Origin of the sequence: Halogeometricum pallidum JCM 14848 (assembly GCF_000337095.1) — an archaeon.
Lineage (GTDB): Archaea > Halobacteriota > Halobacteria > Halobacteriales > Haloferacaceae > Halogeometricum > Halogeometricum pallidum.
Genome location: NZ_AOIV01000041.1, coordinates 91,968 through 104,552, shown reverse-complemented (window position 1 = coordinate 104,552; position 12,585 = coordinate 91,968). Strand labels below are relative to the sequence as shown.

Here is a 12,585-nt window from a genome sequence, read left to right as displayed (position 1 = left end):
GAACCGACCAGTCGCGGCGAATCGAACGGCGAAAACTGTCGGGAGCCGCTGGTTTAAGTACGTCGCCGGTAACGGAGTGTGTGAGCACATGACTCGTGGTCGATTTATTCGGGGGTAACCCCACAACACCCCTCGCATCCGTTCTGGATTCTGACGATACGGTACAGCTCTTAGATACGACGCTGCGCGACGGCGAGCAGGCGCCGGGCATCTCGCTGTCTCCCGAGGAGAAGGCGGACATCGCCCGCGCGCTCGACCGGGCGAACGTCCCGTTCATCGAGGCGGGCAGCGCCTGCACCGGCGAAGGCGAGCGCGAGACCATCAGGCGGGTCACGGACCTCGGTCTCGACGCGACGATAACCAGTTTCGCCCGCGGCGTGCAGAAAGACGTCGACCTCGCCTTGGACTGCGACGTCGACGGCGTCACTATCGTCGTCCCCGCCAGCGATCGCCACGTCGAGGACAAGGTCGGAACGACGCGCGACGGCGTCGTCGAGACGACCGGCGAACTCGTCGCCTACGCGAAGGACCACGGCCTCTGGGTCGAGGTTATCGGCGAGGACGGTTCCCGCGCGGACCTCGACTTTCTCGTCGATATCGCGGAGTCGGCGCTGGACGCCGGCGCCGACCGGACCTGTTACGCCGACACAGTCGGGCACGCCAGCCCCGAGACGACGTTCGAGTACGTCTCGGCGCTGGCCGAACTCGGCCCGGTGTCGACGCACACGCACGACGACCTCGGACTGGCGATGACGAACGTCTACGCCAGCCTCGCCGCCGGGGCCGACATGGTCCACGGCACGGTCAACGGCATCGGCGAACGCGCCGGCAACGTCGCCCTCGAAGAGGTTGCCATCGCGCTGTCGCACTGCTACGGCGTCGAGACGGCCAAACTCGACGAGCTCTACCCGCTCGCGCAGAAGGTTTCGCACTCGACGGGCGTCCCGCTTCCGCCGAACAAGGCGGTCGTCGGCGAGAACGCCTTCACGCACGAGAGCGGCATCCACACCGACGGGACGCTGAAGGACGACGCGATGTACGAGCCCTACCCGCCGGAGACGGTGGGACGGGAGCGTCGTCTCGTCCTCGGCAAGCACGCCGGCCGCGCCGGCGTCGCCGCCGCCCTCGACGAACACGACGTGGAGGTGTCCGACGAGGACCTCGCGGCCGTCGTCCAACGCGTGAAGACCGTCGGCGACCGGGGCAAGCGCGTCACGGACGCCGACCTCCTCGCCATCGCCGAGGAGGTGCAGGGCAGAGACCGGAACCGCCGGGTCGAACTCCTCGACCTCACGGCCGCCTCCGGCGGCGGCACGCCGACGGCCTCCGTCCGCCTCCGCGTCGACGACGATGAACGCGTGGCGTCGGGCACCGGGAGCGGACCGGTCGACGCCGCCGTCAAAGCCGTCCGCTCCGCGCTCGGTCCGGACGCCGACGCGCAGTTGGACTCCTACCACGTCGACGCCATCACCGGCGGCACGGACGCCGTCGTCACCGTCGAGGTGGAGATGTCCTACGGCGACCGCTCGGTCACCGTGGCGACCAGCGACTCCGACATCACGCGGTGCAGCGTCGAGGCGATGGTCGAAGCGCTCGACCGACTCCTCGTCGCCGACGACGACGGCTTCGGCGGAACCGCCGAGTCGCCGCCGCGCGCCGACGACTGAGCGGTTCCCGTCTCTTTTATCGACGCTCGTCCGCGAGGAGATACGTCGCCCCCGGACGGCGCCGGAAACGCACGTCCGCGTCGGCGTCGAACCGCCTCGCGGCGTAGTCGACGACGCGCGCCGTTTCGACCTCGGTGACCTCGATGCGGTGCGTCCGTTCTCTGCCGTCGTCCCGTCGCTCGACTGCGAGCGCGTTCATACCCACAAATTCACGAGAACCGATAAGTAGGCGAGCCTAGCGGGGTGAAAGTGAATTCGGAAGACGGCGTCGTGACGATGTCGGAGGGCCGTGCGGCGGGTCGGCGGTCCTACCCTGAGACGGTCTTCGATACCCACCCGGTCGCACCGCTCGGATAGGGTCCGTCCTCCTCGCGGGGTTGGAGCGTCCCCGTGCCGTCGACGGCGCGGACGACGACGGTGTGCTTCGTGCCGGGGTCATCGTACGTGTGCTCCCACTGCCGCCAGGCGTCCTCTGCGGCGTCGCCGTCCTCGTCGGTGCCGGCCGGGAGCGGTTCCGACAGCGTCGCATCCGTCCACGTCTCGCCGCCGTCGGTGGAGACTTCGACGCGGTCGATGCCGCGCACGCCCGCGTAGGCGTGACCCGCGACCTGAATCTCGCCGTCGTGCCGGTTCGTGGCGTGGAGTTTGGCGACGGTGTTCACCGGACCGGTGCCGTGCCAGCCGCGCTTCTCCCAGAAGCCCTTCTCGGCGTTCTCCAGCACCTCTATCTCGGTTATCCACTTGGTGTTGACCTCCCCCCAGTGCCCCGGGATGAGCGCCCGCACGGGGTGTCCGTGCGCCCGCGGGAGCGCTTCGCCGCCCTTCCCGTAGGCGAGAAAGCCCGTCTCCAGGGCGTCGAGGGGGAACCCCACGAAGTAGTCGTCCGCCGCGCGGAGCATCACGTAGTTCGCCTGCGGGTTCGCCCGTTCCAGGATTTTGGAGACGGCCACGCCCGTCCAGAGGTCGGTGTCCATCAGTTTCGCGTTCACCTTGTCGCTGACGCACCGGAGCGTGACGAACCGCTGTTCGGCGCCCATCGCGCGCAGGTCCGCGTAGGTGAGCGAGAGTTCGTGTTCGACCGCACCGGTGACCGAGAGCGACCACTCGTCGGCGCTGACCTTCGGGTCGACGTTCCCGATGTCGACGGTGTAGAAGTTGCCGCTGACGAGTCCCTCCAACCCCTCGACGTCGAGCGCCCGGTTCTCGGCCTCTTCCAGATACCGGGCCGTGACCTCCGGGTCGCCGAACGCGTCCGCGTCGCCCGCATCCGCGTCCGCGGCGTCGGCACCGCCGCTGCCGTCGTCACTCGCGCCCCCGTCGACGTCGGCGCTCGGACCGCTCCCGGCGTCCGCGCCGGCGGAGGAGGACGACCGACCGAGGAGGAAGCCGACGGCGCCGACGCCGACGGCGGTACCGACGCCGCCGAGCAGTCGTCTCCGGCGCGCGGCGTCGGCGCCGCCGGACGGGACGCCCGTCGACGCGGACGCGAGTTCGGCGCCCGCGACGACGAGCGCACCGCCGAGGCCCGCACCGAGCGAAAGCGCCGGCGCGCCCGTGAGCGACGCGGTGAGACCCCACGCGAACAGGCCCGTTAATCCGACCGACGCGAGGGCGGAGTCGAGTCGCCGCCCGACGACGAGCGCCGCCAGCGCCGCGGCCGCCAGGAGCGCCGCGGCGAAGCCGAGCGCCATCGCTAGGTTGAGTAGCTGCCCGAAGTGCTCGATACCGGCGAACGTGCCGAGCGTGGTTATCGCGAACCGGAGCACCGCGTCGGGCACCGTCCGCGTGAGGAACGCCTCCACCGGCGCGACGACGAACGCCGGGGTGAACCCGGCGGCGGCGTACGACCCGGCGACGGCGGCGATTCCCGCGAACAGGGCGACGAGGAGCGTCGACCCGTGACGCCACTCGGAACGGTTCCGTGCCATACCAAGAGATGGAGTCCCAAGCGGGATGTACCTTCTTCAGAATCTCCCCCAAATTCAGGTCGAATTCGTGATGGGTTCGGAGGCGATAAGCCGATTCGCGGTTGACCGCCGATATCGAGAGGTACGCGCTACTTGGAGTGCCGTATTCGTAAGAAGGCGCCGAGGGTGAGATTTGAACTCCACTCGCTCCCTGCCGGTCACTCGCTAATTCAAATCTCGGTACACCGCGTATCTACGTCACGCGTAGCGAGAGACACGGAGGTCTCTCGCGGGCTGAGTTCGCTGAGAAAGCGCCGAGGGTGAGATTTGAACTCACGTGTCCGAATGGACAGTAGATTTCGAATCTACCGCCTTGGCCGGGCTAGGCTACCTCGGCTCGCATCCCCAACTGGGACGGCCCGAGTTTAATCGGTTTCGATTTCGACGGACCACGTGGGTCTCACCCGGAGTACTAAGTCGCACGACGACGCGAGCATCGTATGGATATCCCCGAAGCGAGCGAGGCGTGCGGCGACGTCCTCGCCGAGGTGTCGAAGGCGGTCATCGCCGACCGAGAGTTCCTCGAACGGGTCATGATCGGCGTCCTCGCGCGCGGCCACGTCCTCCTCGAAGACGTCCCCGGCATGGGCAAGACGCTCAGCGCCCGCAGCGTCGCCACCGCACTCGGCCTCTCCTTTTCCCGCGTGCAGTTCACGCCGGACCTCCTCCCCTCCGACGTGACCGGCACGAACATCTTCAACGAACGCGAGAAATCCTTCGAGTTCTCCGAGGGACCCATCTTCGCCAACGTCGTGCTGGCCGACGAGATAAACCGCGCGCCGCCGAAGACGCAGGCCGCCCTGCTGGAGGCGATGGAGGAGGGCCAGGTGACGGTGGACGGCGAGACGCACGAACTCCCGAAGCCGTTCCTCGTCATCGCCACGCAGAACCCCGTCGAGAGCGAGGGCACCTTCCCCCTCCCCGAGGCGCAGATAGACCGCTTCGTCGTCAAGACGGAGATCGGGTATCCCGACGCCGACGGCGAAGTCGAACTGCTCCGCCGGCGCGTCGGCCGGGAGGCCCGCAGTCCGAGCGTCGGGTCCGTGCTGAGCAGAGCGGAGGTGCTGGACGTGCGCCTCGTCCCCGAGGACGTCCGCGTCGACGAGGACCTGCTCCGATACATGGCCGAGGTGGCGCGGGCGACGCGCGTCGACCGCCGCGTCGAGGTCGGCGTCTCCCCACGCGGGACGCAGCGACTGCTGGAAGCCTCGCGCGCCCGCGCCGTCCTCTCGGCCCGCGAGTTCGTCACGCCGGACGACGTGAAACGCGTCTCCCCCGCCGTCCTCGCGCACCGCCTCGTCCTCACGCCGGATGCGCACGTCAACGACGTGGACAAGGGCGACGTGGTCGCGGACGTTCTCGGACGGGTCGAGGTGCCGACGGTGGAGTCCGAGTAGCGTCGGGCACGACACCTATGTAACTCCTCTCCGAGACGCCGCCATGGACACCGACGAGCAACTCCACGAGATGGACGCCCGCGGGTGGCGGCGCGGCGTCTACGCCGACATCAAGCGGACGTTCCGCGCGCCGATAGTCAACTGGATCTTCCGGACGGCGATGGCGAACGAACCCGAGTTCACGCGGTACGCGTGGGGACAGGTCAAGCCCCTCTTCGAGACGCGGGCGTTCGCTCGGCTGACGGTCGAGTACCGGAGCGCCGTCCTCGACGAACTGGAAGCCGAGACGCCGCTCCCGACGTACCGAGCGAACGAGGCGGGCGTCTCGCCGGCGTCCTACCGCGAACTCCGCGGGCAACTCGCCACCTACGACGTGGTGGCGCCGCGGTTGGCCGTGCTGTTCGAGACGATGGACCGGGCGCTCCACGACGAACCGGTCGGGGAGAATCCCGTCGACGAACGGGCGGCCACCGAACCGTTCCCCGAGTGGCTCGACCGCGACCGCGGGCGCGCGCCGACGCTACGCGACCTCGAAGACGTGCCCGAGGAACTGACGGGGACGGTCGACGACGTCCAGTCGTTCCACGGGTTCGACGACCAACTGCCGAGCATCTACCGAACGCTCGCGCAGTGGCCCTCGTTCTTCGAGCGGATGTGGTCGGACGTCGGTCCCCGACTGGAGGGCGACGCCTTCGAGAGCGCGTACGAGCGAACCGACGACCGCGTCGCGTCGTTCGTGGACGCCGCGCCGTACCGCCCGCGACTCGGCCCCGACGACCTCGAACGGGCCGGGTTCGACGAGGACACCGTGACGGGGATGCAGGACCTCTTCAGACAGTTCGCGTCCGGGCCGGTCGAGACCGTCCTACCGGCGCTTCCGGTCTTCGCCGCGACGGTGGACGCGGAAGGGGAACGCGACCTGAACTGACGGCCGACCGGCGCTCGACGCCCGCGGCGAACGCCGAACTGGACCGGACCGGTCCGGGCCCGAAAACGGTTACCGCCGGGTTCGGTTCGACCCGCCGTCGTCCGCGCCGCCGCGGAGCGTCGCGACCAGTGCGACGACGCCGAGGAGCAACAGCACGAGCGCCGCGACGGGTTGGCCGCCGCCGACCGAGAGGGACACCGAGTAGGCGACGGCGGTGCCGACGACGCCGACGGCCAGCGTCGTCGCGGAGTGGACGAGCGTCAGTCGCGTCGTGTCCGCGCCGCGGCCGAGTTGCTCGCCGACGCCGATGGCGTACTCGGCGGCGTCCCACGAGACGACCGTTCCGAGCGCACCGAGCAGAATCGGTTCGGTCGCTCCGCCCCGAGCGCCGGCGTAGAGGACGCCGAGGAACAGCGCCGTCGCCCCGACCGTCACGGCGCGGCGCGAGGCGCGGAACAGCCCCACCGCGAGGACGAGGACGCCGACGCCGGCGGGCACCAGCGCACCCGCCGAGGCGACGCCGAGGCCCGCGAACCCGAACGCGGCGGCCAGGAGGGCGACGGAGACGCCCGCCACTGGCGGCCGCCGAGTTATCTCGGTCACGCCGACCACCCCTCGGGGAGGACCGTCGCGGCCGCCGCCGGACGGGTCACCGCGACCACCGCCGTCCGGCGCGGGCGAGTTCCGTCGCCAACGGTCGCTCCCCCCAGTCGACGACGCGCAGTCCGGCCCGTCGGAGGCGGGCGAGGCGGTTCCGTCGCTCGACGCGCGCGAGTCGATGACCGGTCGTATCGCCCGTCGTCGGGTCCGGGCTGACGACGGTGACGAGGTGGCCGTAGGCGTCTAACCGCCGCGCGGCGGTGACGGCGAGGTCGTCGGCCAGCGGCGAGAAGAACAGCACCTGCGCGTCCGACGGTAGCCGGCGGCGCAGGCGGCGGAGGGCGACGATGGGGTAGTACGGCTCGTCCGACGGCGTCGGCGCCAGTGCGGGGTTCGCCGCGAACAGTTCTCTCGCGCGCGTGCGGTGGTCCGCGCCGGTGGCCGGCGCGAGCCAGCACTCCCGCGGCGACAGCGCCGTCACGCCCACCCGGTCGCCGCTGTCGAGGAGCGAGGAGAACGCCCGCGTCGCGGCGTCGACGCTGCGCTCGACGGCGTTCTGTCCGCCCGCCTCCCCGGCGACGTACGACTCCCGTCGAGCGTCGACGACGAGGACGACGGTGGCCGCACGTTCCTCGCGGAACTCCAGGGTCGCCATCTCTCCGGTTCGGGCGCGTCGGTTCCAGTCGATGCGGTTGAGCGGGTCGCCGCGGCGGTACTCGCGGGTGGAGTAGAACTCCAGTCCGTCGCCGGCGACGTCCGTCGCCACCCGACCCGTGTACTGCGTCGTCAGCCCCCGGAGCGGCAGGTCCGAGGTGGCCTCCAGCGACGGCGCACACCGGAGCGTCGTCTCCTCCGTCGAGGCGACCGTCTCGCTGTGTTCCCGTTCGGCGCTCGGACTGCGGACGACGGCGCGGAGCGGTTCCCAGACGTGTTCGCCGCGGACGGCCTCGACGGAGTAGGAGAACGTCGCGGACTTGCCCGGTCGGAGCGCCGTGCCGAGGCGCGCGGAGCCGTCGGTCACCTCGAGGGCGGGCGGGACGCCGTCTATCAGCCTGAGGTCGGTGAGCGTCGTGCCGGCGTTCGTGACCGTGACGGTGACGCGCACCTCCTCCTCGGTGTCCGGCGTCGTCTCCGAGAGCGTCCGCTCGACGTCGAGTCGCGGGTCGGGCGCGTCGGAGAGCCACGCGTAGGCGGTGTAGGCCACGCCGACGCCCGCGACGAGGAGCAGCGACGGCTGCTGGAGGACGACGCCCGCGGCGCCGGCGATGAGGGCCGCCCCCTCGATGCCGGTCCAGCGGTTCGTCTCGATATCCCTCACGGGCGGCCCTCCCCGACGGTGTCCGCCGCCGAGTCCCGTCCCCGCTCTCGCCTCCGTTCGGTGACCGAGTCGTCGCCGTCGTGTATCGCCTCGACGGCCGCGACGGTCCGGGAGACGCGGGCCGGCGTCGACGACTCGCCGCGGACGACGAGACTGAGTCGCGTCACCCACGAGAGCGGCACGTCCGCGCCGAGGTAACGAGCCGCGACGGGGTCGTCCGTCCACGTCCCCGCCTCGACGTGTTCCTCGGCGGCCTCGGGCGAGCAGTTGTCGTGCAGGACGAGGGACTCGATGGCCACTTCCCGGATGCGGGTCCGGAGGTTCGACGCCCCCGTCCGCCTCCACCCGCCGGCGCCGACCAGTCTGCGGTCGACGTCGTCGCCCGGCGTCGGCACCCGGTAGCGGAGTTCGGGGTCGCCCGTATCGGTCGAGCGGTAGTCGACGTTCCGGCGACCCAGCGCGTAGCGGAGGCCCTGGACGCCGGCCACGATGCCGACGATAGTGACGAACACGAACGTCGCGCTCAGGCCGGGGACGACGAACCCCGCGAGGGCCGCGAGTCCTCCGAGGACGGCGGCGACGCCGACGCCCGCGACGAGCGACCGGGTTCTCACGGGCCGTCCTCAGCGTCGGCGTACGCCGATTCGATGCGTCTGAGCGCCGTGACGGCGCGCGTTTCCCTGTCCTCGGTCGGCGACTCGCCGCCGTACCGGACCTCCTCGAACAGGCGGGTGAGTTCGTCCACGTCCTCGCGGGCCATCCCGACCTCGACGGCGGCCGAGGCGAACTCGCCGGGCGTGCTCGTCCGCGGGTTCGGGATGTCGAGGAGGGCCGTCATCTCCGTCCACGCGCGGTACACCTCGTTGCCCACGTCGGCGTCGTCTTCGATGCGGTCCGCGGCGGCGCCGGCCGCCCGCCCGATTTCGCCCACATCGACGTCCGGGTCCTCCGCTTCTGCGACCGTCTCGCGGCCGGCCGCGTCGTCGTCGCCGGTCGAGAGGACGAGGAGGGCGACGGCCCCGACGAGGGCGAGGACGAGGAGCACGCCGAAGACGGCCGTCGGCGCGGAGACGGCGCCCTCGCCGGACCCGCCGAGTTGGCCGCCCCCCTCCGGGAGCGAGAACGACCCGTTGCTGGCTCCCGTCCCGGCGCCGCCGAAGTTGAGGGGACCGCAGGTAGTCAACAGCACCCAGAGCACGTACCCCGGCAGGCCGAACGTGATGCCCACCGCGGTGACGGGGAGCAGCGACCGGGTGTCGTAGTACACCAACGCCAGCAGAGCGACGAACACGAAGAGCAGTCCGGCCATCACCGCCGGCCTCGTCAGTATCGGGAGACAGAACGATATGATCGGAGCACCGCCGCCGCTTTGCGTCTCCGAGAGACCGATGTCGCCTTGGTCTGACGGGCCGATACCGGAGCCGCTGGTCCCCCCGCCGAACCCGCCGCTCCCGCCGGTGACGGCGGTGTCGATGGTGGCCGCCGCGACGCCGAGGGCGAGGACGGCGAGGAGGGCGAGGCCGACGGTGCGGGCGGCGTCTCTATCCACGACACGACATACCGAGACTCATGATAAATGCGTTTCGAGGCTGACGGGTTCTCGGTCCGTCGAATCCGGTCGAGTCGTCCGTTTACACCCTCGCGGTGAGCGTACCGGTGCTCCAGTACGACTGGAAATTTCGAATCGAGCCGGAAGATTGCTGTCATATTTGATAAACGTTCAAGTGGGGCAGCGTCCTGTACTCACCCGTCCCGACGGGTACGAACCCCAACAGGTGCGTTCGCCGGGACCCGAGACCCCGTGGTTCGACTTCCGCCAGTCGCCGTCCGCCCTTCCTGCGTTCCTTCGGCCCTCCCGGAATCGAACCCGGCTTCCACCCGTTCGGACGGGTGGAAATCCGCCGACCGCTGCCCACTGTCCGTCGACTATCGACCGCCGACCGCTGGGTTTAGTTCGGACCGCGTCGACGCTGCGAACGTGACCGACAGTCGGAAGGGGGGAACCGTCGAGTACGTCACGAGTTCGGGGACCCGCGAGTCCGTGGTCGCGGCCCTGCGGTCGGAGGCGCGGACGGCCCGCGAACTCTGCGCCGCACTCGACGCCAGCGAGTCCGGCGTGTACGCCGCGACGAACGACCTGCGGGAGCGAAACCTCATCGAGACCGTCGACGGCCGCTTCCGCCTCACCGGTCTCGGACTCGTCGTCGCCGACGCGGTGGAACGCCGGCGACAGTTAGAGACGCTGCTCGCGGCCGACCCCTGTTACTGGCAGACGCACGACGTGCGCGCGCTCCCCGACGTCTTCCGCGCTCGCCTCGGCGAACTCGCCGACGCGGAGGTGTTTCGCGCCTCCGAGACCGACCCCGGGGGAGCGGTGCGTCTCATCCACGAACACCTCCTCGACGCCGACGCCATGTCCGTCGTCTCACCCGTCCACTTCCCGAATCTCGGGCGGACGCTCCGCGAGGTGTGCGCGGACCGACCGGGACGACTCCTCGTCACCGACGCCGTCGTCGAGGAGATTCGCCGCCACGACGCGGCGGTGGTCCCCGTCCCCGAGAGCCTCTCGATTCGCGTCGCCGACGTGTCGTTCGCCCTGGCGGTGGTCGGCGAGAAAACGTTCCTCTCGTTGCCCCGACTCGACGGGACGTACGACCCGAGCACCGAACTCGTCGCGGACACCGCCGCCGCCGCGGCGTTCGGTGCGGACCTCTTCGACCACGTCTGGGCGGACGCGACGCCCGTCGAGGACGTAGCGTCCACCCGGTCGCCTTGAACGGCGGCGCCGGGACGGAGGCTATCGTTCACCACGTGAACGATGCGCACGAGGGCCGCCGCATCTAACTGTCGCCGTCCAGAACTACGACCAATGGCGACGAGCGGAATCGAGCAACAGCTCATCGACCTCCTGACCGTCTTTCTCATCGCCGGCGGCGTCGGCGCACTACTGGCGAAGATCGGGCGCGTCCCGTACACCATCGCGCTCCTGCTCGCCGGGTTCGCCGCCTCCATCGTCGGCCTCGGGATAGACATCACTCTGACGCACGACATCATCCTACTCGTCGTCCTCCCGCCGCTCCTGTTCGAGGGCGCGGCGACGACTGACATCGACGAGTTCCGAGCGAACTTCCCCGTAATGGCGGTGATGGCAACGGTGGGGCTGGCGCTCTCCATCATCATCGTCGGCGTCGTCTCGACACGCCTGCTCGGCTACACGCTCCTGATGGGGCTCCTGTTCGGCACCATCATCCTCCCCACGGACCCCGTCTCCGTGCTCTCGTTGTTCAAACAGGTCGGCGCACCCGAACGGCTCTCGGTCCTCGTGGAGGGCGAGAGCCTCATGAACGACGGCATCTCCGTCGTCATCTTCTCGGCGCTGCTCGCCCTCGTCGAGGCGGGCGAGAGCGCCGCGGACCTCGCGACGCTGTCGGGCGTCACGGACCTCGTGAGCGGTATCATCGTCTCCGCGGGCGGCGGCGCCGTCGTCGGCCTCGCGTGCGGCTATCTCATCTACCGCGTGATGGCGAACCTCGACGAGCACATGACCGAAATCGTTCTGACGGTCGTGCTCGCCTACGGCGCGTTCCTCGTCGCCGAGCACTACCTGCACGTCAGCGGCGTCATCGCCACCGTCGCCGCCGGCCTCCTCATCGGCAACCGCGGCCGCGAGTACGCCATGTCGCCGCAGACGAAGACCGCGGTGTTCAACACCTGGGAGACGGCGGCGTATGTCGTCAACACGTTCATCTTCGTCCTCCTCGGCGTGAAGACGCCCATCCGGCAGATACTCGCCGAAATCGAGGTGCTGATTCCCGCCATCGTCCTCGTCCTCGCCGCGCGCGCCATCGCCGTCTACCCCCTCACCGGGATAGTCAACCGACTGAGCAACGCGAACGTCTCACGGAAGTACCAGCACGTCCTCGTCTGGGGGGGCCTCCACGGCTCCATCCCCATCGCCCTCGTCCTCGGTCTCCCCGAGTCGGTCGGGCCGCGACAACAGATGCGCGTCCTCGTCTTCGGAATCGCGGCGTTCAGCCTCGTCGTGCAGGGGCTCTCGATGAAGTGGTTCCTCCGTACCGTCGGCGTCCGCACCTCCGGGGAGGAACAGAAGCTCTACAGCCTGCTTCTCACCCGAGCGAAGGCCGTCGACGAGGCGCTCGACGAGGCGGAGCGACTTCACGACCGCAACCTGATTCGGACGGACGTGTACGAGCGGTTCCAACGCGAGTACGGCCGCGAGAAAAAGGAGCTCAACCACGTCATCCGGGCGCTGCTGGAGGCCGAGCCCTCGCTTTTGAAACAGGAACTCCTGCAGGGCGAGGCGCGCATCCTCCAGGCGGAGGAGAGCGCCATCACCGAAGCGGAACTGAGCGGCCAGCTATCGAGGGACCTCACCGAGGACCTCATCGCCGAGGTGCGCGAGAAGGAGGCCCGCGTCGAACGCGGCGAGACGACGGTGACGAGCGACGTCGAACACGAGGGGTACCGGGAGTTCTGGCGCGAACGCGCCGAGGAGTTCGGACTGACCGTCGGCGACGAGGTGCTCGGCGAATCGGAGAAAGAGGAGATAACCCACGACCCGGAGATGGACCTCCCGTCGATGAAGGGGGACGAGCGGACGCCGAGCACCGACGACGAACGGGACGACTCCAACGCAGAGGGCCGCGGCACCGGCAGCGAGTGAGGGAAACCTGACGAGGACGGTAGA

At 69.8% G+C, this 12,585-nt stretch carries 11 protein-coding genes and 1 tRNA gene; 5 read left to right on the top strand and 7 right to left on the bottom strand.

Annotated features, from left to right (window positions below):
* The first annotated feature begins 95 nt into the window (after nucleotides 1-95).
* Complete coding sequence (locus C474_RS16790; RefSeq protein WP_008388973.1) at nucleotides 96-1,667, top strand: (R)-citramalate synthase; 1,572 nt, start codon at nucleotides 96-98, stop codon at nucleotides 1,665-1,667.
* A gap of 16 nt (nucleotides 1,668-1,683) precedes the next feature.
* Here the strand turns inward: C474_RS16790 and C474_RS16785 are convergent, their stop codons facing one another.
* The 3 genes from C474_RS16785 to C474_RS16775 form a co-directional block, all read right to left on the bottom strand.
* Entirely contained in the window at nucleotides 1,684-1,866 is a 183-nt protein-coding gene (locus tag C474_RS16785; RefSeq protein ID WP_008388972.1) for a hypothetical protein, read from the bottom strand.
* A gap of 109 nt (nucleotides 1,867-1,975) precedes the next feature.
* Complete coding sequence (locus tag C474_RS16780) at nucleotides 1,976-3,595, bottom strand: molybdopterin-dependent oxidoreductase (protein ID WP_008388971.1); 1,620 nt, start codon at nucleotides 3,593-3,595, stop codon at nucleotides 1,976-1,978.
* A 291-nt stretch (nucleotides 3,596-3,886) separates the two neighbouring features.
* Nucleotides 3,887-3,971: transfer RNA gene (locus C474_RS16775), tRNA-Ser, on the bottom strand.
* Nucleotides 3,972-4,074: 103 nt separating this feature from the next.
* On the opposite strand from C474_RS16775, the gene C474_RS16770 reads away from it, so the two are divergent.
* Together C474_RS16770 and C474_RS16765 are read left to right on the top strand one after the other, a co-directional pair.
* Complete coding sequence (locus C474_RS16770; protein ID WP_008388967.1) at nucleotides 4,075-5,031, top strand: AAA family ATPase; 957 nt, start codon at nucleotides 4,075-4,077, stop codon at nucleotides 5,029-5,031.
* 43 nt (nucleotides 5,032-5,074) lie between these two features.
* The gene (locus tag C474_RS16765; protein WP_008388966.1) at nucleotides 5,075-5,959 is read left to right on the top strand and encodes a halocarboxylic acid dehydrogenase DehI family protein; all 885 of its coding nucleotides are present in this window, start codon (nucleotides 5,075-5,077) and stop codon (nucleotides 5,957-5,959) included.
* Between the two features lie 69 nt (nucleotides 5,960-6,028).
* On the opposite strand, the gene C474_RS16760 is transcribed toward C474_RS16765, so the two are convergent.
* From C474_RS16760 to C474_RS16745, 4 genes are read right to left on the bottom strand one after another with little or no spacing between them, the layout of a single operon-like run.
* A complete protein-coding gene (locus C474_RS16760) occupies nucleotides 6,029-6,562 on the bottom strand; it encodes a DUF7519 family protein (protein ID WP_049917158.1) in 534 nt (177 codons plus the stop codon).
* Between the two features lie 46 nt (nucleotides 6,563-6,608).
* On the bottom strand, nucleotides 6,609-7,877 hold the full coding sequence (locus C474_RS16755) for a DUF58 domain-containing protein (RefSeq protein WP_008388963.1): 1,269 nt from the start codon (nucleotides 7,875-7,877) through the stop codon (nucleotides 6,609-6,611).
* Nucleotides 7,874-8,491 (bottom strand): DUF7269 family protein, encoded by a 618-nt coding sequence (locus C474_RS16750; RefSeq protein ID WP_008388962.1) that lies wholly within the window; start codon nucleotides 8,489-8,491, stop codon nucleotides 7,874-7,876. The genes C474_RS16755 and C474_RS16750 overlap by 4 nt, the downstream gene beginning before the upstream one ends.
* Entirely contained in the window at nucleotides 8,488-9,426 is a 939-nt protein-coding gene (locus C474_RS16745; protein ID WP_008388961.1) for a DUF4129 domain-containing protein, read from the bottom strand. Before C474_RS16745 ends, C474_RS16750 begins: the two co-directional genes overlap by 4 nt.
* 429 nt (nucleotides 9,427-9,855) lie before the next feature.
* Between C474_RS16745 and C474_RS16740 the strand changes: the two genes are divergently transcribed.
* Together C474_RS16740 and C474_RS16735 are read left to right on the top strand one after the other, a co-directional pair.
* Entirely contained in the window at nucleotides 9,856-10,653 is a 798-nt protein-coding gene (locus tag C474_RS16740; protein WP_008388960.1) for a helix-turn-helix transcriptional regulator, read from the top strand.
* Between the two features lie 93 nt (nucleotides 10,654-10,746).
* On the top strand, nucleotides 10,747-12,561 hold the full coding sequence (locus tag C474_RS16735) for a cation:proton antiporter (protein WP_008388959.1): 1,815 nt from the start codon (nucleotides 10,747-10,749) through the stop codon (nucleotides 12,559-12,561).
* Nucleotides 12,562-12,585 lie beyond the last annotated feature (24 nt).

Coding starts and splice junctions, on each gene's coding strand:
- C474_RS16735 (WP_008388959.1), top strand. CDS start 10,747: ATGGCGACGAGCGGAATCGAGCAACAGCTCATCGACCTCCTGACCGTC.
- C474_RS16780 (WP_008388971.1), bottom strand. CDS start 3,595: ATGGCACGGAACCGTTCCGAGTGGCGTCACGGGTCGACGCTCCTCGTC.
- C474_RS16770 (WP_008388967.1), top strand. CDS start 4,075: ATGGATATCCCCGAAGCGAGCGAGGCGTGCGGCGACGTCCTCGCCGAG.
- C474_RS16785 (WP_008388972.1), bottom strand. CDS start 1,866: ATGAACGCGCTCGCAGTCGAGCGACGGGACGACGGCAGAGAACGGACG.
- C474_RS16765 (WP_008388966.1), top strand. CDS start 5,075: ATGGACACCGACGAGCAACTCCACGAGATGGACGCCCGCGGGTGGCGG.